The sequence below is a fragment of the Exiguobacterium sp. MMG028 genome, from assembly GCF_027947425.1.
GTDB lineage: Bacteria > Bacillota > Bacilli > Exiguobacteriales > Exiguobacteriaceae > Exiguobacterium > Exiguobacterium aestuarii_A.
This window is the reverse complement of sequence record NZ_JAQJIN010000001.1, coordinates 431,062-453,673: the sequence shown is the minus strand read 5'-3', so window position 1 is coordinate 453,673 and position 22,612 is coordinate 431,062. Positions and strand designations below refer to the sequence as shown.

Annotated in this window: 25 protein-coding genes; 1 reads left to right on the top strand and 24 read right to left on the bottom strand. The window is 48.1% G+C overall.

Annotated elements, in window-relative coordinates; translation table 11 throughout:
* Positions 1-55: 55 nt before the first annotated feature.
* From PJK55_RS02450 to PJK55_RS02375, 16 genes are all read right to left on the bottom strand, one after another.
* Entirely contained in the window at positions 56-1,282 is a 1,227-nt protein-coding gene (locus PJK55_RS02450) for a competence/damage-inducible protein A (RefSeq protein WP_271304675.1), read from the bottom strand.
* A gap of 62 nt (positions 1,283-1,344) precedes the next feature.
* Complete coding sequence (gene pgsA, locus PJK55_RS02445) at positions 1,345-1,923, bottom strand: CDP-diacylglycerol--glycerol-3-phosphate 3-phosphatidyltransferase (RefSeq protein WP_214692781.1); 579 nt, start codon at positions 1,921-1,923, stop codon at positions 1,345-1,347.
* 32 nt (positions 1,924-1,955) lie between these two features.
* Positions 1,956-2,828 carry a helix-turn-helix domain-containing protein gene (locus tag PJK55_RS02440; protein ID WP_074033219.1) on the bottom strand — a complete coding sequence of 291 codons (873 nt, stop codon included), beginning with the start codon at positions 2,826-2,828 and terminating at the stop codon, positions 1,956-1,958.
* Positions 2,829-2,855: 27 nt separating this feature from the next.
* Positions 2,856-3,632, bottom strand: coding sequence for a YmfK family protein (locus PJK55_RS02435; RefSeq protein ID WP_012726484.1), 777 nt, complete (start codon positions 3,630-3,632; stop codon positions 2,856-2,858).
* A 93-nt stretch (positions 3,633-3,725) separates the two neighbouring features.
* Entirely contained in the window at positions 3,726-4,439 is a 714-nt protein-coding gene (ymfI, locus tag PJK55_RS02430) for an elongation factor P 5-aminopentanone reductase (RefSeq protein ID WP_271304674.1), read from the bottom strand.
* Positions 4,418-5,677: an EF-P 5-aminopentanol modification-associated protein YfmH gene (gene yfmH, locus PJK55_RS02425; RefSeq protein ID WP_271304673.1), complete on the bottom strand. Its 1,260-nt coding sequence runs from the start codon at positions 5,675-5,677 to the stop codon at positions 4,418-4,420. The genes ymfI and yfmH overlap by 22 nt, the downstream gene beginning before the upstream one ends.
* Entirely contained in the window at positions 5,674-6,912 is a 1,239-nt protein-coding gene (gene yfmF / locus PJK55_RS02420) for an EF-P 5-aminopentanol modification-associated protein YfmF (RefSeq protein ID WP_271304672.1), read from the bottom strand. Before yfmF ends, yfmH begins: the two co-directional genes overlap by 4 nt.
* A 7-nt stretch (positions 6,913-6,919) precedes the next feature.
* The gene (locus PJK55_RS02415; protein WP_074033223.1) at positions 6,920-7,471 is read right to left on the bottom strand and encodes a cob(I)yrinic acid a,c-diamide adenosyltransferase; all 552 of its coding nucleotides are present in this window, start codon (positions 7,469-7,471) and stop codon (positions 6,920-6,922) included.
* Positions 7,472-7,520: 49 nt separating this feature from the next.
* Complete coding sequence (locus PJK55_RS02410; RefSeq protein WP_271304671.1) at positions 7,521-9,230, bottom strand: sensor histidine kinase; 1,710 nt, start codon at positions 9,228-9,230, stop codon at positions 7,521-7,523.
* On the bottom strand, positions 9,227-9,943 hold the full coding sequence (locus PJK55_RS02405) for a response regulator transcription factor (protein WP_026825821.1): 717 nt from the start codon (positions 9,941-9,943) through the stop codon (positions 9,227-9,229). The genes PJK55_RS02410 and PJK55_RS02405 overlap by 4 nt, the downstream gene beginning before the upstream one ends.
* Before the next feature lie 160 nt (positions 9,944-10,103).
* The gene (gene ccsB, locus PJK55_RS02400; RefSeq protein WP_214692798.1) at positions 10,104-11,288 is read right to left on the bottom strand and encodes a c-type cytochrome biogenesis protein CcsB; all 1,185 of its coding nucleotides are present in this window, start codon (positions 11,286-11,288) and stop codon (positions 10,104-10,106) included.
* Positions 11,288-12,832, bottom strand: a complete 1,545-nt coding sequence (resB, locus tag PJK55_RS02395; protein ID WP_271304670.1) for a cytochrome c biogenesis protein ResB — start codon at positions 12,830-12,832, stop codon at positions 11,288-11,290. Before resB ends, ccsB begins: the two co-directional genes overlap by 1 nt.
* A 19-nt stretch (positions 12,833-12,851) precedes the next feature.
* Positions 12,852-13,433, bottom strand: a complete 582-nt coding sequence (locus PJK55_RS02390; RefSeq protein ID WP_074033227.1) for a redoxin domain-containing protein — start codon at positions 13,431-13,433, stop codon at positions 12,852-12,854.
* Positions 13,434-13,569: 136 nt separating this feature from the next.
* Positions 13,570-14,328, bottom strand: a complete 759-nt coding sequence (locus tag PJK55_RS02385; RefSeq protein WP_074033228.1) for a pseudouridine synthase — start codon at positions 14,326-14,328, stop codon at positions 13,570-13,572.
* Between the two features lie 4 nt (positions 14,329-14,332).
* A complete protein-coding gene (gene scpB, locus PJK55_RS02380) occupies positions 14,333-14,926 on the bottom strand; it encodes an SMC-Scp complex subunit ScpB (RefSeq protein ID WP_074033229.1) in 594 nt (197 codons plus the stop codon).
* The gene (locus PJK55_RS02375) at positions 14,904-15,671 is read right to left on the bottom strand and encodes a segregation/condensation protein A (protein WP_214692804.1); all 768 of its coding nucleotides are present in this window, start codon (positions 15,669-15,671) and stop codon (positions 14,904-14,906) included. Before PJK55_RS02375 ends, scpB begins: the two co-directional genes overlap by 23 nt.
* An 83-nt stretch (positions 15,672-15,754) precedes the next feature.
* On the opposite strand from PJK55_RS02375, the gene PJK55_RS02370 reads away from it, so the two are divergent.
* Complete coding sequence (locus PJK55_RS02370; protein WP_271304669.1) at positions 15,755-16,222, top strand: DUF309 domain-containing protein; 468 nt, start codon at positions 15,755-15,757, stop codon at positions 16,220-16,222.
* A gap of 31 nt (positions 16,223-16,253) precedes the next feature.
* Here the strand turns inward: PJK55_RS02370 and PJK55_RS02365 are convergent, their stop codons facing one another.
* The 8 genes from PJK55_RS02365 to fur form a co-directional block, all read right to left on the bottom strand.
* Entirely contained in the window at positions 16,254-16,532 is a 279-nt protein-coding gene (locus tag PJK55_RS02365; RefSeq protein WP_271304668.1) for a hypothetical protein, read from the bottom strand.
* Positions 16,533-16,621: 89 nt separating this feature from the next.
* Positions 16,622-16,978, bottom strand: a complete 357-nt coding sequence (locus PJK55_RS02360; RefSeq protein ID WP_031423428.1) for a GCN5 family acetyltransferase — start codon at positions 16,976-16,978, stop codon at positions 16,622-16,624.
* 89 nt (positions 16,979-17,067) lie between these two features.
* Positions 17,068-17,508 (bottom strand): peptidylprolyl isomerase, encoded by a 441-nt coding sequence (locus PJK55_RS02355; protein WP_074033238.1) that lies wholly within the window; start codon positions 17,506-17,508, stop codon positions 17,068-17,070.
* Positions 17,509-17,635: 127 nt separating this feature from the next.
* Positions 17,636-18,937 (bottom strand): pyrimidine-nucleoside phosphorylase, encoded by a 1,302-nt coding sequence (locus tag PJK55_RS02350; protein WP_271304667.1) that lies wholly within the window; start codon positions 18,935-18,937, stop codon positions 17,636-17,638.
* Positions 18,938-18,965: 28 nt separating this feature from the next.
* Positions 18,966-19,775: a purine-nucleoside phosphorylase gene (locus tag PJK55_RS02345; RefSeq protein WP_271304666.1), complete on the bottom strand. Its 810-nt coding sequence runs from the start codon at positions 19,773-19,775 to the stop codon at positions 18,966-18,968.
* 13 nt (positions 19,776-19,788) lie between these two features.
* Positions 19,789-20,955, bottom strand: coding sequence for a phosphopentomutase (gene deoB, locus PJK55_RS02340; protein ID WP_271304665.1), 1,167 nt, complete (start codon positions 20,953-20,955; stop codon positions 19,789-19,791).
* A 23-nt stretch (positions 20,956-20,978) separates the two neighbouring features.
* Positions 20,979-21,863, bottom strand: a complete 885-nt coding sequence (gene xerD, locus PJK55_RS02335; RefSeq protein WP_214761483.1) for a site-specific tyrosine recombinase XerD — start codon at positions 21,861-21,863, stop codon at positions 20,979-20,981.
* A gap of 181 nt (positions 21,864-22,044) precedes the next feature.
* The gene (gene fur, locus PJK55_RS02330) at positions 22,045-22,524 is read right to left on the bottom strand and encodes a ferric iron uptake transcriptional regulator (RefSeq protein WP_012726507.1); all 480 of its coding nucleotides are present in this window, start codon (positions 22,522-22,524) and stop codon (positions 22,045-22,047) included.
* Between the last annotated feature and the right edge of the window lie 88 nt (positions 22,525-22,612).

The following is a 22,612-nucleotide window of genomic DNA, read 5'->3' as shown; positions in this document are numbered from 1 at the left end:
TTGATACTTTCATTATACGTGAACATATAGCGATACACAAGTTTTTTACGAACATTTATTCGCCTTTTTTAATTCGTTGTATGAGGGCCCATAGTCCATCTTTTGCAGCCCGCAGCCGAATGACGTTACGTTCTTGATGCGGATAAACACGTTCGATGACCTCGATTCCATCCGGTGTTTTCACCCCGATGTAGACCGTACCGACGGGGCGCCCTGAATTTGAGGTTGGTCCAGCTTCACCGGTGAACGAGAGCGCGTAGTCCGCATTCGTTTGCTTAACTAATCCATCTACCATCTCATAAGCAACTTCTTTTGAGACGACTGAGTGCTGTTCAATTGTATCAAGAGCGACCCCTAAATACCTATTTTTTAGCTCATCTGAATAGGTAACGACTCCCCCTAAAAAGACAGCCGATGCTCCTGGCGTCGATGTGATCATCGATTGGACTTCTCCTCCTGTCAATGACTCAGCAATTGCCAGTGTTTGGTGATGACGTGTCAATGATTGCACGAGGTATGAGGCAATCGTTTCATCATCTGACCCGAAATAATACGAACCGACACGTCGTAAGATTTCATCTTTCATTTCTTCAATCATCAGTCGTGCAGCCGTATCATCTACCGCCCGAGCACTGATTCGAAGTCTCGCTTCTCCTGTCTCAGCATAAGGTGCGACAGTCGGGTTAGACCCGTTCAACAAGTCTTTGACGGCATCATCAAGTGCCGATTCTCCAATTTCATAAAATCGTAACGATTCTGAGACGAGCGTCGCGCCTGAAAACTTTTTCGGAAACGTCGCATCGATGAGCGCCCGCATCTCGCGTGGCACACCAGGAAGTAGCATCCACGTCGTCTCCCCTTCAATCCACATACCTGGAGCCAGACCGACCGGATTTTGTAAAACGTCCGCACCTGACAAGACGTCCGCCTGACGAGCGTCTCCTTCATTCATCTCACGGTTACGTGACTGAAGAAATTGTTGAATCGTGTGAAACGCCTCTTCGTCTCGAACAATCGGGCGTTCGAGCAAATCAGACAAGACTGTCTTCGTGACATCATCTGCCGTCGGTCCAAGTCCACCCGTAACGATGACAAGGTCTGAACGACGACGCGCAATCTCGAACGTCTCCCGCATTCGTTCCGCGTTATCCCCGACAACTTGATGATACAAGACCGAGACACCGTATTTCGACAGTTGTTCCGATATGTAACTCGCATTCGTATTGACGATTTCTCCTAAGAGCAACTCGCTTCCTACCGCAATGATTTCGGCTCGTTTCATCTTATTTCCTCCTCGACTTCAAAAAAAAGACGAGCTAGATCAACCAACTCGTCTTTGTCGACTTACATCGACTTCACAATAATCTTGTAGTTTTGTGCGAAATACTCGGCACCTGAGTAAATCGTGAGTGCGAGTGCCAACCACATCGCCCATTCCCCAAACGGGATGCCGACATAACTGAAGATCGGGTTACCGAATAGGAGGAAAATGATGGCGAACAGTTGCACCCATGTTTTAGCTTTGCCTGACTTACCCGCCGCGACGACAATCCCTTCGTCGGCAGCGACAAGTCGAAGACCCGTGACCGCAAACTCACGAGAAAGAATCACGACAACGACCCACGCAGCCACGAGGTCCATCTCGACGAGCAACACGAGCGCCGCTGTCACGAGTAGTTTGTCTGCGAGCGGGTCCATGAATTTCCCAAAGTTCGTGACCAAGTTGTGTTTTCGCGCCAAATGACCGTCCAACCAGTCTGTAATGGCCGCGATGGTAAAGATGACACCAGCGATAAATTGGTGTAGCGGGATCTCAGCACCTAAAAAGGCAATGTTTCCCCAATCAAAATCAACAGCGAGTAAGACGACGAATACGGGAATCAACACCACGCGTAACATCGTCAATCGGTTAGGTAGGTTCATGTAGAACGCCTCCTCTTAGAAGGAGAGTCGACTTATTCTGCGTCGACTCTCTTTACAAATATATTTTGTGTGACCGGAGACTCTTGAAGCTCGAGCTCGCGACCATTGACGACGATTTTCTCAACACCTGCGATGAGTCCGATCCGGATTCGTAACGTGTCCGTTTCAGCATCTTCAATGACAATCGGATTCTGTTTCGATTGGTTCGGATATTCAGGCGCAAGGAACGGACCTTCAAGTGATGTATCACGAACACCGACATATGAGGCTGGCGATTCTTTCACATAAATCTCGGTCGATAGTTTATCGCTCGTAGCGAGCTCATATGTGATGTCCGCCCCGTTCGATTCCGTTACCGCAATCGGACCAGATTCCGCTGGCGGTTCTTCCTCAGCAGGCTCCTCTGATACCGGTTCTTCCTCTGCAGGTTCATCCGCTGGGACATCCTCGTTCTGGTCGAGTGTGACATTTGAACTCGGTGGTTCAGCCGGACTTGCGTCTTGTCCACCGAAGTCGATGCTTCTCACGGCAAAATAGATTGCTGTAATGAGCAAAAAGACGGTAAGGGCGAGAAGTACTTTCGGAACCCATCTCGACACTCGACTCGTCGACTCGGACGCTTTGGAATACGTCTTTTTACGAGAAAGTTGAACGGATGGCTGTGCTTCGATTTTTGGTAGATCTTTTGCGTAAGTCTCATACAATTCGTCCACATCGAGACCGAGTGACTCCGCATACGTTTTAATGAACGCCCGTGCATAGAAAGAGCCAGGGAGATTTTTGTAATCACCTTCCTCGATCGCGATGATATAGCGCTTTTGAATCTTCGTCGTCTGCTGGATTTGGTCGAGCGTCAATCCGCTCTCCTCACGCTTTTGTTTCAAAAAAGTCCCTAGTTCTGTCACAGGGGTCCACACCTTCCATTCACATAATTATTCAAACCATTCTGACTCACGATGCGTTTCTTGTGGGATGATAATCGTCTCATCCGGATTGTTTCTCAATTCAATAATATAATCAAAGTCTTCGTACACGCAATCGGTGTTTCGGACATAAAGGTCAGGGTGTTCAATGACCTTCACGGCAGGCAACCGCATGACCTCACGGATCAGTTGACGATGTCGCTCGTCCATCGTACGCGTAGAGACCGCTCCATCGATTATGTATACATGATCGCCTTCCCGCTCTTCTTCAAACAAAGAGGTTCGGACCGTCTGTTTCATGAGGGTCGATGACAAGAACAACCACCGTTTATTCGCACACACACTGGCTGCAACGATGGATTCTGTTTTCCCAACGCGCGGGTTCCCCCGTACGCCAATCAATAGATGACGTTCTTCTTTCATCAGTTCTGCTACGAAATCAACAAGAATCCCTAAGTCTTCTCGGACGAAACGGAACGTTTTCTTATCATCGCTGTCGTGGTCGATGTAACGACCATGTCGAATCGCTATCCGGTCCCGTAATTTCGGGCGGCGCAATTTGATGACTGCGATGGCTTCCATACGTTTTAAAATATGCTCGAGTCGATGGACATGATCTGCGGCCGGAGCTTTGAGCAGCATGCCACGACGTTGCAGGTCGACTCCATTAATGGTGACGATGGAGATTTGAAGCATTCCCATGAGAGACGCGATGTCTCCGAGGATACCCGGTCGATTTTGACACAATTCATATTCGAGATACCACTCTTCGAATTTATGTTCCATCCCGAACCATCCTTTCGAGCAAATTCGCTACCTTGCCTATTTTAAATTATTTTAGAAGAATTGAAAAGAACTCGTTTATGCATCTTGATGAGATCATTGCCAACCGCCATCAATGCGTAATACTGTGCCGGTCATATATGAAGCATCCGATGAGCATAAAAATCGGATCGTCTTCGCCACGTCTTCAGTGGTACCAAGACGCCCAAGCGGAATGTCATCCATCACGGTTTGTTTCGACTCTTCTACCGTATCATTCATCGGCGTATCAATCCACCCTGGTGTGACCGCATTGATTCGAACATTGAACGGTCCTGCTTCACGCGCAAACGCTTTGACGAAACCGAGTTGTGCCGCTTTGACCGTAGAATAGAACACTTCGGCTGCTGCCCCGACTTCACCCCAAACGCTTGAGACGACGACAATATCTAGTGAATGGTCATACGGTTTACGCGCAACAACTGACTGAATCAATCGAACCATGGCGCGTACATGCACCTCGTAAAGTCGATCCAGCTCATCTACCGATTGGTCGACGACGAGACCGTGTAGCGCGTGACCAGCGACGTAGACGATTCGATCAACGGTATCGATTGACGACACCCACTTCTCTACTTCTGCTCGGTCCGATAAGTCACATATAATCAGTTCAGCCTGTAGCTTCTCAGTCTCCATCATTCGAGTAAGTGTCTCACGACCTCGATTCGCATGTAGCAAAAGCTCATCCTCACGAAAAGCGAGCGAGACAGCACGTCCAATCGCGCCGCTCGCTCCGACAATCAACGTCTTCATGGCTTTTTGACAACGCACACCGTTCGTTGCTCACTTCGGAACAATCGTACGTATGCTTCGTGAAGTTCATCTAATGTGATCGCATCGATCAAATTCGGAATCTCGAACAAGTTCCCGTCATTGAGTGCATACCGTGAGAACTGGTTGGCGATAAACTCTGGTGAATTCAGTGCTTTTAAAAATTGTCCCTGCATCATCCGCTTCTTACGATTGAGCGTCTCTTGATCAAGATGAAGTGGGCGCTCCAACGCACCCGTGACACGTTCGACAAAGGCATCGACATGGGACGTTTCCATCGACAGTGCGGCGAAGGCGAACGTCTCTTCTGACGTATAATCAAATGAGAATGCATCATCGATTAACCCTTCTGCGTACAATTCCGTGTAGAGGGGGGCTGTCGTATCAAAGAGCGCGTGCATGAGGAGCTCCACCGTCAACTCTTGTTTGAGACCGGCTTCTCCAGCTTGTGGGACATCTTTAAAGCCAATCATCACTTTCGGAACCGAGACATCCATCTCAATGACCCGTTCTGACAGACGAACCGTGGTCGGCTCTTCCACCGTCTCACGTGCGCTTAAAGGTGGCGCGTCAAATGATTTAGCTGCCTGATTGTCACGAATCAATTCAAGCATCTCATCCGGTTCGATGTTCCCGACGACGAACAACGCCATGTTGCTCGGATGGTAGAATGCCTGATGACACGTATACAAATCTTCTGCCGTGATTTTTGAGATCGATTCGATTGTTCCGGCGATATCGATTTTGACGGGATGCGTCTCATACATCGCTTCGATCAATCCGAAATAAAGACGCCATCCCGGATTATCTTGATACATCTGAATCTCTTGACCGATGATGCCCTTTTCTTTCTCGACTGACTCTTTCGTGAAATATGGTTCCTGAACGAAATTGAGTAGCGTTTGCACGTTTTCCGGCACGTTCGATGTCGCCCCGAACAAGTATGCCGTCCGCGTGAATGAGGTAAAGGCATTCGCTGACGCCCCTTGGCGACCAAACTGTTGGAAGACATCGCCATCCTCTTTTTCGAACATCTTATGCTCTAAGAAATGTGCGATTCCGTCCGGCACCTCTACCCAATCCTCTAATTTGAAGCGACGGTCAATCGAACCATATTTCGTCGTGAACGTCGCGAACGTTTTCTCATATCCAGTCTTCTTCAGCAAATACACGGAGAGGCCATTGTCGAGAACGTGGTGATGTAAAGTCTCTCCGACGTTTGGGAAATCTAGTTTCATGCTTCTCCTCCTTTCAGACAGTAAACTGCTTCGAGCGAAATCTCATTCGCAAGCGCGATGACGTGGTCGCGTGTCGTACTCTCGATGATTGCCATCTCTTCGTCGAGTGAAAACGGGCGGATGTCTGCACCACTCATCCATCCAATCAACTGACGAGGGCTGTCTCCGAGTTGGCGACGTTGGTGGAACAACATTTCTTTCGTCTGTTGTAACGTTTCGTCTTCGAACTCACCCGCCTGCAGTGCTTTTAACTGCTCTTCGATAATGTGTTCGGTCTTTTGTTGATTTGATGCATCGATTCCCGCATACACGAACAGTTTTCGACTGAGCGAACTGTATTGTGACGCGGCATAGTAGGCTAAACTTTCTTTTTCACGGACGTTCATGAACAGCTTCGAGTGCGGGAACCCACCGAATAATCCGTTCACGACTTGCATACGGATGGCATCTTCTGTCCGCGGATCGACGTCAATCGCGTAGGCGAGATGAAGTTTACTTTGCTTGATGTCTTGATGCTCTTCTAAGCGTTTGAACTCACCACGGCTCGGTTCGGGTAGACGTCTTGGTTGACGCGACCCGAGCGATTCGAGCGGGTTAAATGCCTGTTCGACTTGTTGACGGTCGACATCGCCGACGACATAAATGTCGACACGATCGTTCTGAATCATCGATTGATAAGCATTGAAAAGTGATTTCGGCGTGACGTGATCGAGCTGTTCGAGCGTACCGAGAGACGGGATGGCGAGCTCGCCTCCGAGCATCTCTTGCAGGCGCTGTTGAGCGAAACGCATCTTGTCATCATAGACTGACTCGATTCGCTGACGCTGCAATCGGCGTTCTTGCTCCACGATGAGCGGTTGGAACGCGCCATCATAGACATTCGGACGAAGTAACACTTCCTCCAGTAATTGAATGGCCTGACTCAAGACGTCTTCACCGACAAGATTGTCATTAACGACTTCGAGTTGAAATTGAATGACATGCTCTTTCCCAATTTTTGATGCGCCCGCATACAAGTTTGTATCGTATAAATTTTCTAGCGGTGTGTGAAATAACTCGATAGACGGATAAGCTTCTGTCGATTTTTCCATAATGAATGGAAGCAGTGCCCGGTCTGCCACCGTGTCCTGAGACAGCGGGGCCGCAAACGAGACGAGGCAAGTCGTCGTTTTAAATTTTTTGGTCGGATAGACCGAATAGTGCAATTGATGTTGGAACTGTTCGATTCCTTTCATCAGCCGATCACTCCTTTTTTCGTTTTGGTTGAAACACGGCAGCGCCGCGTGCATATTCTTGGTCCGGTACGCCTGCGACAACATTCGCATACCGTGCGACCGTGAAAAGATAGTCACTCAATCGGTTAAAATATGGAAGTTGTCGGTCGGCGACACCGAGTGCGGTCAAATCTCGTTCGACACGACGGCAAACGGATCGCGCCACATGCAGGCTCGCTGCTGCGACACTTCCTCCCGGTAAGATGAAACGCACGAGTTCTGGACATGATTTTTCCCATTCGTCCATCCATTGTTCAAGTTCCGTCACAATCGACAAATCGACCGTTTTCGGGGGCGCGTCCGTATACATCAGCTCCGAACCGAGGTCAAACAAGTCGTGCTGAATCTTCGTCAGCTGTTCCCGGAGCGACTCGTCGGTCTGTTGCGCAATCGCTAATCCGATATGACTGTTCAATTCATCAAGATGCCCCATCGCTTCAATTTGAGGATGATGTTTGTCGACACGGCTACCAATCAGTGATGTTTCACCCGTGTCGCCTGTGCGTGTATATCGCTTCATTCGGCTTCCCCCTTAAAATGCCACAAATGGTGACTCAGACGAGTCACCATTATGAGATATGTGGTTGTTCAAATGGTAAGTAAATGTCAAACGTCGTTCCGACACCGAGTGTGCTCGATACGCTGACTGTACCATGATGGGCATCGATCACATTTTTCACGATGGCTAAACCAATCCCGGTACCTGTCTTCGACCCGCTCGTCCGTGCTTTGTCGGCTTTATAGAATCGCTCAAACACGAACGGCAAGTCCTCTTTCGGGATCCCGTGTCCTGTGTCGGACAGTCGAATCTGCAACCCTTCAGGCATCTCGGTCGCCTCAATTCGAATCTCTCCTGAATCGGTATGGGCGATGGCGTTGCCGATCAAGTTCGTGAATACTTGCTCGAGTCGGTCACCGTCTGCTTCAATCTGTCGATGCGGTACGTCCGTCTGTAATCGAATCTCTTTTTCAGATGCCATTTGATTGAACTTTCTCATGACACGTGGCAAGAAATCACCGATATCGAACGAACTGAATTGCATCGTTTCTTTACCCGATTCGATGCGGGCCAAATCAAGTAAGTCGTTGACAAGTCGCGCAAGTCGAAGAGATTCGTCATAAATGATTGACGCAAACTCTTTCGTCGCCTCGTCACTTTCTGTCATCCCGTCGATGATTGCCTCTGAATAACCTTGGAGCGTCACGAGCGGTGTCCGAAGTTCATGGCTAATATTCGCCACGAAATCGGTTCGCATCTTATCGAGACGGTGGCTTTCAGATGTGTCGCGAATGACGACGACAGCTCCTTCGAAATCATCCTCCCCGATGAGCGGCGTGACCGTCAACGTATAGTAACGGTCATCTTGTTTCACTTCAATCGTCTTCTCAGCCGTCCCTTCCATCACTTCTTCATACAGTGACAGAACGACTTCATGCGGCTGACCGTCTTGAAGCAACGGACTAGCCTGTGGATTTGTGACGATCACGTTTGCGTGACGGTCGAGCGTGATGACACCGTCCGCCATCGAACGAAGAATCGAAGCTAGTTGCAGACGTTCTCGGTCTAACGCATCGACATATTTCGCCAGTTGACTGCTCATCGCGTTGAACGAGGCGGCAAGTTCTCCAATTTCGTCTCGAGTCTTCGTCTCAAGACGCAAGTCAAATTGTCCTTTCCCCGTCTTATTGACCGCATCCCGCATCGCTCGGAGCGGCGCCGTGATCCGCGTCGATAAGAAGAAGGCAAACACGGTCGTCACGATGATGGCAGAAGCAACAGTCCAAAAAATGATTGTTCGTGCACCAGCATTTGCACTCGAAATCGCATCGAGTGGTTCAAGTAAGTAGAGTGTATATTGTCCGGTCGATAACGAAAACGTCGTCCGGTAGGCAAGAGCAGCTTGGTCATCAAAAGAAGAGAAATTACCGATGGCCGTCTCTCCGACTGCCTGATAGGTTTCCCAATCTTGACGTTCAAGTTCAACCATCAGCCCGTCCACTTGATTCCCGAAATTTGAGCGCGTGGTCCCGTTTTCTAAAATATAGTTCGCACCATATACTTCGATGATTTGATCGATCGTCTGGGACGTGTCTCCTTCATTCAACAACACCGACTGAACCTGTCCGCCAAGTTTGGCGAGGTGACCACGTTCTTGGTCGATGTGAAAAGAGTTGAAAAATTCAAGCATCAATACCGAGACGATGAATAAGATGACGCTGACCAAAACGAGAATCGTCAGCCACAGTTTCGTGACGATGCTGTTTCGCCGAATCATCATTCACTAGCAGCTTCGAACTTGTACCCGACACCCCATACAGTCGTGATCATATGAGCCGCATCTGGTGAGACGCGATTCAATTTCTCACGAAGACGTTTCACATGCGTATCGACGGTCCGAAGGTCTCCGAAAAATTCATAGTTCCATACTTCTTTCAACAACTGCTCACGAGAAAAGACTTTATCGACCTGCTTCGCAAGGAAGAACAGCAATTCATATTCTTTCGGTGTAAGGGCAATCTCTTCTCCGTCGACCGTGACACGGTGCGCATCATTGTCAATCGTCAAGTGCGGGAACACGATCAAATCTTTTGATTTCTCACTCGTCTGCATAAACTTAGTCGAACCAGAACGACGAAGGAGTGCCTTGACGCGAAGGACGACCTCACGCGGACTGAACGGTTTCACGATGTAATCGTCCGCCCCGACTTCAAATCCTTGGACACGATCAATCTCTTCACCTTTCGCTGTAAGCATGATGACCGGTGTCGCTTTCGTTTTCCGGAGTTCTGTACACACTTCGACTCCGTCCATTTTCGGCATCATCAAATCAAGTAAGATGACGTCGTATTCGTTTTCAAGAGCGAGAGCGAGTGCCTCTTCTCCATTGACCGCTTCTTCAATCACATACTGTTCACGTTCTAAGTACATTTTCAAAAGTCGGCGAATTCTCTCTTCGTCGTCGACTACTAAAATCTTCGTTTTCTCAGCCATACCAGAAACCCTCCTAAGACCCATTACGAGTTGTAGCGAATGTTGCACAATTGTGAACATTCCACTCCCTGCCATAACTATACCACTCTATTATTTCGCTTCACAACGATGATTTGATGGACCAAATGAAAAAGAAGTCACAATTGTGACTTCTTTCGCGTCATGCATATGAATGTAGACCGGCGATGACCAAGTTGACGAAGACGAGGTTGAACATGATGATGGCAAATCCACCGACACATAACCAAGCCGCTTTCGTTCCGGTCCAGCCGCGCTGGATGCGCATATGCAAGTAATAAATATAAATGAGCATCGTAATGAGGGCCCATACTTCCTTTGGATCCCAACCCCAGAAGCGGTTCCACGCAATCTGTGCCCAAATCATCGCAAAGATGAGACCGCCGAGGATAAAGACAGGCAATCCGATTGCGACCGAGCGATAGCTGATCTCATCAGCAAGGTCGAGGTCGACCTTTTTCGCAAGCGGTTGAAGCGCTTCAGCAATGCGTTTTCGCAAAATCACGAAACGGAGCAACGCATAAATCACGACACCACCGATAACCGACCAGATGAGCGTGTTCAACTTGAGTGTATTGATCCAATTCGGCAACTCAAGTGACAAACCGCTCGCTCCTGACAAGAGCTGTGCCCCTTCTGGTACGAACAGGATTGGCATGAAGTATTCATACGTCTCGACTTGACCGCGGTCATTCGTAAATTCGACGACTCCACCGGCACCGATTCCTTTGAAGAGCATCGACACGATGATGAACCCGAGTGTACACATGAGAACGAACATCGTCACTTCAAGCCACGTCCGTGATTTAGACTGTTCTTTCATCGATGTCTCATTCAATAAGAAAATGAGACCTGACGCAAAACTGATGGCCAAAATCCCTTGTCCGAGCGCTGCCGTCGTGACGTGGATTTTTAACCATACACTGTTGAGTGCCGGAATGAGCGGTGCGACCTCACTCGAGAACATCGAGGCGAAAGCAATGACGAGTAACGCCACTGGCATCGCGAACAATCCGAGTACATCATTTTTATAAATCCCGTATACGACGAGGAATCCGAGCACCATCATCATGCCGAAAAACGTCGTATATTCATATAAGTTTGATACCGGCGCATAGCCGACACCTGCCCAACGCATAAAGAAATATGTCATTTGGGCGATAAATCCGATAATTGCCAAGATGAAGGCATACTTCCCATAGGCGACACGGTTGACGTTTCGATCCTTACGCATACCACTAACGGCAATCGTAAAGAGAACCGTCGAGATCGCGTAAAGAAAGAATGCGATAAACAGCATTCGGCTGCTCCATTCAATCCATTCCATCAAGATTCCCCTCTTTCATCTGTTGACTCGTTCTCCGGCTTCGAAGTAAATCTCGCCTGATCTTCCCACATCGGTAAACCGGACTGTTCTAATAATGGCGAAACCTCTCGACGGAGCGAGGACGGGTTTTTGTTCGTAAAGCCTGCAACGAGTACCTCATCTTCATGACGACGAATCCAGACACGGCGGTGTGGCCAATACATACCCATCACAATTCCAATCATGAAGATGGTCGCACCGACGATCAGAATCGGGTACGTCGAGTCACTCTTCACTCGAAGACCGCTCGTGCTTGCCATTTCTGTACCTGCAAACTGGACATCATAACGGTTCTCTTCATCGGCGACGTTGAGACGAATACCGACTAAGTTTGATTCCGTCTCGCCTTCAGGTGATTCGATATTGAAGAAGAAGGCAGGATTCAGTGCACGTGGTGATTTCGTGTTCGGTTGTCCATCCTTCACCTCAAAATCAGGATACAAGTCTTTCAACGTGACCGTGACCCCGTCTAAGTCATACGACTTTTCCGGATTCTCGAGGTCGACTTTAAACGGTCCATACTCGTCACCTGTCTGTTTATCGGCAAGCATGAACGACATCGACAAGAATTCCGGTCGACTTGAATATTGCTCTTGATACACTTCATATTTTTCAAATTTAAACGGGTGGTTGACTTTCGTCGAACCGACATCGACTTGTTCGAGTTGCGGCGATCCGTCCTCGTTCGTTCCCGTCTTCTTAAATAATGTCAGTTCCGTCTCATAGTTTTTTGGAACGGCTCCGGCTTTTTCAATGGCAGCTGCGAACTTCGCATCTTCCTCATTGTTCTCCGGGTCATACATTTCAAGAATGAACTGGTCGTTCCGTAAATAGTATTCTCCATCTGTCGCCTCTAGTGAGACCGTATCTCCTTCACGAACCCACTCGAGTGTATCCGTGTGGAATGCCGGGAACACGCGGAGCATCGCCCCGAGGAAGAAAATGACGAGACCGACGTGGTTCACATATGGACCCCAACGACCGAAACGGTGTTTTTCAGCCAATAAGGCATCTCCGTCCCGTTTGACACTGTACCGTTTTTTCTTGAGCGACACTTCCATTTCATCGATTTGAGCGTCTGTTCCTTCGCCTTGTCCGAAGAGGCGTTGTCCTTTCATAAAGCGCTCTGTCCGTCTAACCGGCTGATTCTTTAGCGCTTTATAGAGCGGGACGCCACGGTCAATCGATACGACGATGAGCGAGAGCGTCAACATGACGATGAGACCGATATACCACCATGACGTATATAGGTTGTGGAATCCAAGTGCATAATAAATCGAACCTGGCGTCCCATATTCCTCCAAGTAATATTGCTCTGGAGGTAACTGTTGTGGGATGTACATTTCTTGAGGGAAAATCGTCCCGATTGCCGAGCCGACAATAATCAGCGCAATCAACCACAATCCCACTTTGACCGATGCGAAGAAGTTCCACACCCGGTCAATGACCGATTTAGGACGACGCTTCGACCGTAAATCAGCGCCTTCGTATTTCATATCTAGCATCTGTGCGTCCCCCGTTCGCTTACAATGACTTCTCGGCTAGCTCCATCAATTTCTCTTTCGTGAGTTCACCTTCATATTTTTCAATTACGTTTCCTTCACCATCGATGACGAATGTGACAGGTAAGTTATAAATGCCATAGGCTTTCTCGACTTCACTCTTCGTGTCCATCAAGATCGGATAATCGAGACCGACACCGAGGTCGTTCACAAAGTTATCGACGCGAAGCGGCGTCTCACCGACGTTCACCGCCCAAAAATCGACACCCATGTCTTGCAGTGTTGCGTAATTTTCTTGTACGACTGGCATTTCTTTCTTACAAGGTTCACAGAACGTACCCCAGAAGTTGAGAAGCATTCCTTTTCCTTCGTATGTGTCACGCTCATAAAGGGTCGAACCGTCGAGTGTGACGAGTTTGAAGTTCGGTGCCTCGTCCCCTGCCTCGATGCGTCCGTCATTACCAGCTTGGTCGAACAATTGCATGACGGTGATGGCTCCCGCAAAGAGAACGACCGTCATAATCATCAAGCGCCAAAATGACCTCTTTTTCTTTTTCGCAACCGCTTGTTCCATGCGGTCGTCTTTGTTTTGATCTTTTGTCATCGTTTTCACACCATCCTTCAGTTGCTATTGTACTGAAAAAACATTAAAAACGCACATTAACAGACTTTTTTCATTTTTTTGTCACACAATTTACACAATCAAAAAAATCATCCTATTTCAGGACGATTTTTTGTTGTTATTTTTTCTTCTTTTTGCCTCGTGGTTTAGGTGGAACCGTCGGATTCGCGAGTTCACGAAGCTTGCTGATCTCTTTGTGTGAAAGTTCACGCCAGTCGCCGGTATTGAGACCGTCGAGCGTCAAGAAACCGAACTGTTCTCGCTTCAGTTTGATGACCTCAGAACCGATTGCTTCGACCATGCGACGGATTTGACGATTGTGTCCTTCTGAGATGACGATTTCAAGGATGGCCGTGTTCTTTTTCTGGTCGACAGACTTCATCTTCACTTTAGCGCTTCCCGTTTTGAACCCATCATCGAGCTGAACACCTGACTCAAGTTGTTTGATTGCCAAGTAAGAAGGGATGTTCTTCACTTTTGCCACATAGCGCTTTTGAATCTTATATTTCGGATGCGTCATCATGTTCGAGAACTCTCCATCATTCGTCAAGATGATGAGTCCTGTCGTGTTATAGTCAAGACGTCCGACCGGGAAAACCCGTGCTCCTGGTGGCACGAGGTCCGTGATTACTTTGCGTCCTTTATCGTCTTCTACCGTCGACACATAGCCGCTCGGTTTATAGAGCACGTAGTAGACATGCTCTTCTTGCTCGATTTTGACGCCATCGACCTCAATCTCTGACTTCGGTCCGACTTTCGTCCCGAGTTCACGTACCACTTTTCCATTGACACGGACGCGACCATCCAAAATCATTTCTTCCGCTTTACGACGCGAGGCGACCCCCGCTTGTGCGATTACTTTTTGCAAACGTTCCATATGATTAATCCTTCTCCAATCTCTCTTCTTGCTTCGGTGATTCCTGACCGAAGAACAAATCGCCTTCGTCTGTCAGTTCATCCTCAAATGTTAATGGTGGTAATTCCTCGAGCGAGTTAAATCCAAAGTGGTCGAGGAAATGCTCTGTCGTTCGATATAACTTGGCACGACCAATTGTTTTAGCACGACCGGCTGATTCGATTAACCCTTTTGATAATAGTGTATGAATGACTCGCTCCACTTTGACACCGCGAACCTCTTCGATGTCCGCCCGCGTGACCGGCTGCTTATAGGCGATAATGACGAGCGTCTCCATCGCCGCGCGTGAAAGTGCCTGCTCCGCCATCGTCCCGACATATTTTTGAATGTAGGGAGACACATCTGGAACAGTCACAAGTTTGTACACACCTGCCGATTCCATGAGTTGGAACGGTCGGTTCGATGTTTTAAACGAGGCTTCTAACTTACTGAGCTGTTCTCGCGCAGCAGCCTCTGAGATGTCGAGCGTCTCTGCGAGCGCTCGGACTTCCATCCCTTCGTCCCCGACGACGAATAGCAATCCTTCGATAATCGTTTCATAGGACAGCAACCGCTTCATCCCCTTTCTTTGATGATTCGATGAACGAGATTTGAATGTCTTGGTCAAGTTGTTTCGTTTCGACGACCCGTAGCTTGATCAGCTCAAGAAGCGCCATAAACGTCACGACGAGATCTGAGACGTTCGGTCGTTCTACAAAGAAGGCGAAAAACGATGTCTGTCGCGTAGAAGAAACGTGCTCATGAAGTCTCGTCATCTGTTCCTCGAGCGTTCGCTCTTCGCGTTTAATCGTCTTTTTACGTCGTTCTTTCCAACGTTTCCGTTCAATCATTTTAGAATAGGCATGAAGAAGGTCTGAGAAGTTCAGCGGTCCGTCGTACTTCGACACTTCCTCTGACATGTAGTTCGTCAAATCTTCTCCCGGTCGTGTATACAATTCAAGACGATGTTCTTCCTGTTCACGCATAAAAACGACTGCTTCTTTATATGCTTTGTATTCAATCAATTGACGAATGAGTCCCTCACGTGTTGGTTCTTCGCTAAAGTCTGGAACATCCTCATCTTCGACCTGAACAGGCGGTAACAACTGCTTGCTCTTTAACTGGAGCAACGTCGCCGCCATGACCAAGTATTCACTGGCCACGTCGAGTTCAAATTTTTGCATCGTGCGAATATAGCCGACATACTGGTCAGTGACTTCTGCCACGGAAATGTCGACGATATCAATCTCCATTTTTCCGATCAAATGGAGCAACAGGTCGAGTGGACCTTCGAACGTATCGATTTTAACGTTATAGGCTTCCATAGAGACACCTGCCATTTTACATTTTTGCGCTTTAGTATAACATGTTTTATAACACCGTGGACACGAAAGGAGAAAAATGATTCATGACCCCTTTTATTCATTATACGTTGCTTTTTGAATGTCATGCCGATTATTTCGAATGTCATGAGGTATTAGAAGAAGCGTGGCAGGCAGACGGACGTCGTCATCACGGCTATGCAGCACTGATCCAATACGCCGTCATTCACTATCATCTACGACGAGACAATCTAATCGGTGCGAAAAAGAGCCTGCGACTCTTACGTCGAAAGATGGATATCGCTTCCCCCTATTTAAATGAGCTCGGTCTTGATGTCGACTCCTTCATCGCACAGCTTGATGAATGGCCGTTACACACGAAGCTCCCCTTACAACAGGATGTTCGTGACACGGTCGAATCGCTAAAACCGACGTTCCCATCGACGGACCTGTCGTTCGAGCAATTAGTCCACAAGCATCTTCACCGTGACCGGAGTGAGGTCATCACAGAACGGGAGCTGGCACTTTTAGAACGGCAAAGAGCGAGAAGTTGACGTCAAGATTCAAGACGTCTCCTTTTTATGATCAATGATGATTTTTTAACTTCTTAAACGCTGTCACCCAACTCTCGAGATCGCTCCGATCATGTAAATATTCAGAAGGGGTTTCAAGTAAATCCATGCCAACTATCGTTTGTAAGCAGGACCAAACCACCTCGTCAGAAGCTGTCCAATCAAATCCATCAATATTTTCATACTGTTCCATCCACTGATATGCCCAGTCAGAGATTTCTTCTCTCGTTCGTTCTTGCCTGAGCACTTGCTCCAATCGATTGATCAGTTCATCGATTGTTACTCGATTCATGAATCCACCTCATTTAACGGGTTTGTGATTTACTCTATCAATATGTAAAACCCCCATAATCACAATCGTGATTACGGGGGTTTTTGTCATCAGACGACTAATTGATTCCATTTATCCAATAAATCGCCCGTCTTGCCTGTACCGGTTAACGTCAAATCAAGTGGAAGTACGTTTCTCACCTCGTCTAGAAGCTCGTAAGAACGTTTCTCGCCACGGAATGATGGCGACAAGGCGATATGGTCAATGACCATCGTCGTTCCTTGCTGCTCCATTCCAATGATGCCGACGAAGTCTTCACCGACTTTCCACAAATAGAGGAACTTCGACTCTTCCTCGTCATACGATCGGACGAGTTCAAGCAAGCTAAGCGGAGATTTGTCACTGCATGAGAATGCGAGTAGACCCATCGCCGTCTTTTCATAAGAACGTTTATATTTGACCAGCATCGCTGGGTTCACCACCTTTAGTCATTCAAGTTTCACGATGTGAAGACGTGAGAGACATGGTTCATTGTGCCATAACCTTCAGGCAAAAATCAATTCTCGTCCCAAACCTTCACTTCTGCCATCTTCGTTCCTTGACGAAGTTTGACGGCATGTTCAAGACCAGATGTCACTTTACCGAAAACTGTATGGACGCCATCCAAGTGTGGTTGTGGCTCATGGACGATGAAGAACTGTGAAGACCCTGTGTTACGTCCTGCGTGTGCCATCGAGAGTGATCCCGCTTCGTGTTTGTGTGGGAAAGAAGTCGATGTCTCACATGGAATCGTATAACCAGCGCCACCCATTCCAGTACCATCCGGGCAACCGCCTTGGCTGACGAATCCAGGAATGACACGGTGGAATGTTAATCCGTTGTAGAACCCACTGTTCGCAAGTTTTTCGAAGTTTTCGACCGTGATCGGTGCCTCGTTGTGGAATAAATCAAATTCAATCATTTCGCCATTTTCAAGTTTCATAGAACCTTTTTTCATGTTTCAAGCAACCCCTTTATTTGAATATGTATCCTGCTGTTTTACACTCACATTACCCATCTTATCAAAAAAACACGTCTGTCTCCACTTTTTTTGTGGAAACAGACGTTCTGCCCTATTGTCTGCCTTATTGGATGACAGCGTGAACGAGTGGGCGAGCTTCTGGTTTCGTCGCACCGATTGTATACGCGTGATCTAGACGTTCGACAGCCGAAGACATGTCTTCCATGTTCGAGCGGAGTACGGCAATCACATCGCCTGCCTCGACACGGTCGCCAACTTTTTTCTCAAGCGTGATCCCTGCCGCGAAGTCGATCTTGTCTTCTTTCGTCGCACGACCTGCTCCGAGAAGCATCGCTGCGACACCGACTTCGTCTGCGATGATCGACTCGACATAACCTGCTTCTTTTGCGACGAATGTCGTCTCGTAAGAAGCTTGTGGTAATTTTGTCACGTCATCGACGAGCGACGCGTCTCCACCTTGTGCTTCGACGAACTTACGGAATACCTCGAGGGCGTGACCGTCAGCAATTCGTTTTTCAAGGTCTGCATATGCTTCGTCAAACGTTGGATAGAAATCACCAAGGACAGCCATATGACCTGCAATCGTGAGCGCGATTGTTTTCAAGTCTTCTACTTCCTTACCTGAAAGAACTTCAATCGCTTCTTTTACTTCGTTCGCGTTTCCGATTTCAAAGCCGAGCGGTTGGTCCATGTCGGTGATGACAGCGACCGTCTTACGACCGACGTTCTTCCCGATTGCGACCATCTCTTCTGCGAGTGCTTTCGCATCATCGAACGACTTCATGAACGCACCAGAACCCGTCTTGACGTCGAGGACGATACTGTCAGCTCCAGCTGCAATCTTTTTCGACATGATTGAACTCGCGATGAGTGGAATCGACTCAACGGTAGCCGTCACATCACGTAGCGCATAAAGACGTTTGTCAGCTGGCGTCAAGTTCCCCGTCTGACCGATAATCGACATTTTAATATCATTTACTTGTTTCGTGAATTGTTCTTCCGTCAATTCGACGTTAAAACCTGGGAACGATTCGAGTTTATCAATCGTACCACCCGTATGACCAAGTCCACGACCACTCATTTTTGCAACCGGGATCCCGATTGACGCGACGAGTGGTGCGACGATCAAGCTGATCTTGTCACCGACTCCACCCGTTGAGTGCTTATCGACTTTCTTCCCTTCGATGTCCGAAAGGTCAATCGTATCACCCGACTTCACCATTTCCATCGTCAAGGCTGCCGTCTCGTTTTCAGTCATCCCGTTGAAATAGATGGCCATCGACAATGCCGACATCTGATAGTCAGGAATTGTTTCGTTCGTGAATCCTTCGACGACGAAGCGAATCTCCTCTTCGTTCAATTCTCCACCGTTACGTTTTTTCAAAATCAAATCGACCATACGCATAACTGTCGTCCTCCTAGAAATAAGTTACTTACATGCTTTTAATCGTGCCGCGCACGAGTGAAAGGAAGTCTTGACGGACACGTTCTGTCGTCTCGATGACTTCTTCATGGTTAAGTGGTTGATCTAAAATCCCAGCCGCCATGTTCGAGACACACGAAATCCCGAGGACGCGCATATCCGAGTGACGCGCGACGATGACTTCTGGTACCGTCGACATCCCGACGACGTCACCACCGAGAAGACGTGCCATTTTGACTTCTGCCGGTGTCTCATAAGTTGGACCTGTGTTTCCGAAGTAAACCCCTTTTTGGACAGTGAGTCCGAGGTCAGAAGCGACGCGTTCTGTCAATTTCACGAGTTCTTTATCGTACGCTTCTGACATATCTGGGAAGCGAGTCCCGAATTCACTCGCATTCTTCCCGATGAGTGGGCTCGTCCCGAAGAAGTTGATGTGATCCGTGATAATCATCAAATCACCTGGGTTGAATGACTCGTTACACGCGCCCGCCGCGTTCGTGACGATGAGTGTCTCGACACCAATCAATTTGAGGACACGAACAGGGAATGTCACTTGTTCCATCGAGTATCCTTCATAGAAGTGGAACCGTCCCTGCATCGCGACGACGCGTTTTCCTTCAAGTTGCCCGAACACGAGTTGTCCTGCATGTCCTTCGACGGTTGATACTGGGAAGTGTGGAATCTCTTCATAAGGGATTGCAACCGGATTCTCAATTTCGTCCGCGAGGACCCCAAGACCTGACCCGAGAATAAGTCCGATTTCTGGTGTATCGCCCATACGCTCCTGCAAAAACGCTTTTGTTTCGTTCCAATTTACCATGAATATTGCCTCCTCAAATTTCGTTTAAGAAACTCTTTCCGTTTGATGGTGCCGCAACGTCAAAGTTGTCAGCCACTGTCGCACCGATATCTGCGAACGTACCTCGAATACCTAGATCAACTGCCTTCGCTCCAGTGTGATGCACGATGAGCGGTACGTATTCACGCGTGTGGTCTGTACCAGCATGTACTGGGTCATTCCCGTGGTCTGCCGTGATGATGAGTAAGTCGTCTTCACGAAGACGTTCCATCACTTCAGGTAAACGGGCATCATATTCTTCAAGCGCGACGGCGTAGCCTTCTGGATCGCGACGATGACCGAACAATGCGTCAAAGTCGACCAAGTTCAAGAAGCAAAGCCCTTCGAAATCTTCTTCGAGTGATTCGACCAACTTGTCCATCCCGTCCATATTTGATTTCGTACGGACCGCTTTCGTCACACCTTCGCCGTCGTAGATGTCACTGATTTTCCCGAGAGCGATGACATCTTTCCCAGCCTCTTCGAGCGTATTCATGACTGTCTTGCCGAAAGGTTTGAGTGCGTAGTCATGACGATTTGCCGTACGTACCCATGCACCCGGTGTGCCGATGAACGGACGGGCGATAATGCGACCGAGCATATACGGGTCTTCACGTGTAATCTCACGCGCGTATTCACAAATCCGGTACAACTCGTCGATTGGCACGATTTCTTCGTGCGCGGCGATCTGTAGGACCGAGTCTGCTGATGTATAAACGATGAGCGCGCCTGTCTCGACATGTTCTTCACCGAGCTCATCTAGAATGGCCGTACCTGATGCCGGCTTGTTTCCGATGACTTTACGGCCACTGAACTCTTCTAGACGATGAATCAAATCGTCCGGGAATTCTTCAAAAACGCGGAACGGCGTCTCGATATGAAGACCCATGATTTCCCAGTGCCCTGTCATCGTATCTTTACCAGCCGAGATTTCTTCCATACGACCATATGCACTTGGCGTCTCCGACACGTCGATTCCTTGAATCGGTTTAATGTTCGCGAGTCCGAGTTTTCCCATATTCGGCATGTTCAATCCGTTATGTTCACGAGCGATATGTCCGAGCGTATCGGCCCCTTTGTCACCGAACTGTTCAGCATCCGGTGCTTCACCGATACCGACCGAGTCCATGACCACTAAAAAAATACGTTTAAACTTTTTCACAAAAAATTCCTCCTTTTCGATGTCTAGGCACGAGGGTGATGCTTGCGATACACATCATGTAGCCGCGACTTATTGACGTGTGTATACACTTGCGTCGTCGCTAAATCCGCATGACCGAGCATTTGTTGAATGGCACGTAAGTCTGCGCCGTTCTCGAGTAAGTGTGTCGCAAAGGAATGACGGAGAACGTGAGGTGTGATCTCCTTATCAATTCCAGCAAGCTTGGCACGTCGTTTGATCATCTTCCAAAATCCTTGACGACTGAGCCGTCCACCTCTGCCGTTTAAAAAGAGCGCTTCGGTCTCTCTGCCGCCGAGTCCGTTTCGAGCTTGTTGAATATATCGCTCAACAAACCCTTGCGCGACCGACGAAACCGGAATGATTCGAGCGCGCTCGCCTTTCCCTTCACATTGTAGATACCCCAATTCGAACTGCAAATCATCCAAATCAAGACCTAAAAGTTCACTGACCCGCATTCCGGTCCCGTATAGCAACTCGAGCATCGCACGGTCCCGAAGTGAGAGCGGGTCGGATGTCGGGACGCTATCTAAGAGACGCTCGACTTCCGCTTGCGACCAAGTATCTGGAAGCTGCTTTTCTGCTTTCGGCGTCTCTAGGTATAAAGACGGATCGGTCGTCGTGACCCCGGTCATTTTTAAGTGATGATGGAACATCCGGATTGAACTGACAGCTCGTCTCAAAGAGGACGAAGCACGTCCCGCCTGTGACAGTTCTTCGATATGCTTAACGATATGAGAACGTGTCACGTCGTTCCAATCTTTCACCCCCAACTGGTTTAAGGTCGATGCGTACTGCGTCAAGTCGCTCGCATACGCCTGTCTCGTGTTAGCGGACATCCGCTTTTCAACCGTCATGTACTGAAGAAATGACTCGATATGCGAACGCATCATACCCTCCTCCTTCCTCGTTTCACCTGAATACGCTTACAGCATATCACTTATGTAAACCGTTGTGAAGATGTCTGACCTCATTTTTTATTCACTTTTTTGTGACAAGAAAAAGTGAGTGTACTCTCTTAAAAGAACGTAAAAAAACCATCCTTATAGAAAGAATGGTTTGATGTAATGGTTAACCGTTGATTACTGCTTTATGACCTTCGAGCGTGACGCCTTTTGCTTGGCATACTTTACAGATGCCGTGAAACGTCAAGCGATGGTCTTTAATGAGAAATTCGTATTTGCTCTCGACTTTTTTCTCGACATCGACGAGCAAGTCTTCCATTATTTCTTCGACCGAGCCGCATTCGACACAGACGAGATGGTGGTGCGAATGATTCGCCCCTTCTGGACGCAAATCAAAGCGTGCGACCCCGTCACCGAAGTTGACTTTATCGACAACACCGAGTTCAGTCAATAACTCAAGTGTGCGATACACCGTTGCGAGTCCGATTTCTGGTGCGATGCTCTTGACGAGCATAAAGACGTTCTCGGCACTCAAATGGTCACTCTCATTCTCAAGTAAGATGCGAACCGTCGATTCACGTTGCGGTGTCAATTTATATCCTTTGGCGCTCAATTGCTGTTTAATTCGTTCAATTCGCGTTTCCATAAGGCGCCCCCTCTTTACATAGTTCACTACACAAAGCATACCGAAGTTTTAATCAATTTTCAATTTAAAATCATTACTATGTAAGTTT

What these genes read in the sequence shown, in the direction of transcription:
- PJK55_RS02410 (WP_271304671.1), bottom strand. Translation starts at nt 9,230, where the DNA reads ATGATGATTCGGCGAAACAGCATCGTCACGAAACTGTGGCTGACGATT.
- PJK55_RS02415 (WP_074033223.1), bottom strand. Translation starts at nt 7,471, where the DNA reads ATGAAGCGATATACACGCACAGGCGACACGGGTGAAACATCACTGATT.
- pgsA (WP_214692781.1), bottom strand. Translation starts at nt 1,923, where the DNA reads ATGAACCTACCTAACCGATTGACGATGTTACGCGTGGTGTTGATTCCC.
- resB (WP_271304670.1), bottom strand. Translation starts at nt 12,832, where the DNA reads ATGCTAGATATGAAATACGAAGGCGCTGATTTACGGTCGAAGCGTCGT.
- PJK55_RS02345 (WP_271304666.1), bottom strand. Translation starts at nt 19,775, where the DNA reads ATGGTAAATTGGAACGAAACAAAAGCGTTTTTGCAGGAGCGTATGGGC.
- PJK55_RS02450 (WP_271304675.1), bottom strand. Translation starts at nt 1,282, where the DNA reads ATGAAACGAGCCGAAATCATTGCGGTAGGAAGCGAGTTGCTCTTAGGA.
- PJK55_RS02360 (WP_031423428.1), bottom strand. Translation starts at nt 16,978, where the DNA reads ATGCTGGTCAAATATAAACGTTCTTATGAAAAGACGGCGATGGGTCTA.
- PJK55_RS02355 (WP_074033238.1), bottom strand. Translation starts at nt 17,508, where the DNA reads ATGAAAAAAGGTTCTATGAAACTTGAAAATGGCGAAATGATTGAATTT.
- PJK55_RS02435 (WP_012726484.1), bottom strand. Translation starts at nt 3,632, where the DNA reads ATGGAACATAAATTCGAAGAGTGGTATCTCGAATATGAATTGTGTCAA.
- fur (WP_012726507.1), bottom strand. Translation starts at nt 22,524, where the DNA reads ATGGAAACGCGAATTGAACGAATTAAACAGCAATTGAGCGCCAAAGGA.
- PJK55_RS02405 (WP_026825821.1), bottom strand. Translation starts at nt 9,943, where the DNA reads ATGGCTGAGAAAACGAAGATTTTAGTAGTCGACGACGAAGAGAGAATT.
- PJK55_RS02365 (WP_271304668.1), bottom strand. Translation starts at nt 16,532, where the DNA reads ATGAATCGAGTAACAATCGATGAACTGATCAATCGATTGGAGCAAGTG.
- yfmF (WP_271304672.1), bottom strand. Translation starts at nt 6,912, where the DNA reads ATGAAAGGAATCGAACAGTTCCAACATCAATTGCACTATTCGGTCTAT.
- PJK55_RS02385 (WP_074033228.1), bottom strand. Translation starts at nt 14,328, where the DNA reads ATGGAACGTTTGCAAAAAGTAATCGCACAAGCGGGGGTCGCCTCGCGT.
- yfmH (WP_271304673.1), bottom strand. Translation starts at nt 5,677, where the DNA reads ATGAAACTAGATTTCCCAAACGTCGGAGAGACTTTACATCACCACGTT.
- xerD (WP_214761483.1), bottom strand. Translation starts at nt 21,863, where the DNA reads ATGCGTTCGCATATCGAGTCATTTCTTCAGTACATGACGGTTGAAAAG.
- scpB (WP_074033229.1), bottom strand. Translation starts at nt 14,926, where the DNA reads ATGAAGCGGTTGCTGTCCTATGAAACGATTATCGAAGGATTGCTATTC.
- PJK55_RS02390 (WP_074033227.1), bottom strand. Translation starts at nt 13,433, where the DNA reads ATGACAAAAGATCAAAACAAAGACGACCGCATGGAACAAGCGGTTGCG.
- PJK55_RS02350 (WP_271304667.1), bottom strand. Translation starts at nt 18,937, where the DNA reads ATGCGTATGGTCGATTTGATTTTGAAAAAACGTAACGGTGGAGAATTG.
- PJK55_RS02375 (WP_214692804.1), bottom strand. Translation starts at nt 15,671, where the DNA reads ATGGAAGCCTATAACGTTAAAATCGATACGTTCGAAGGTCCACTCGAC.
- PJK55_RS02370 (WP_271304669.1), top strand. Translation starts at nt 15,755, where the DNA reads ATGACCCCTTTTATTCATTATACGTTGCTTTTTGAATGTCATGCCGAT.
- ccsB (WP_214692798.1), bottom strand. Translation starts at nt 11,288, where the DNA reads ATGGAATGGATTGAATGGAGCAGCCGAATGCTGTTTATCGCATTCTTT.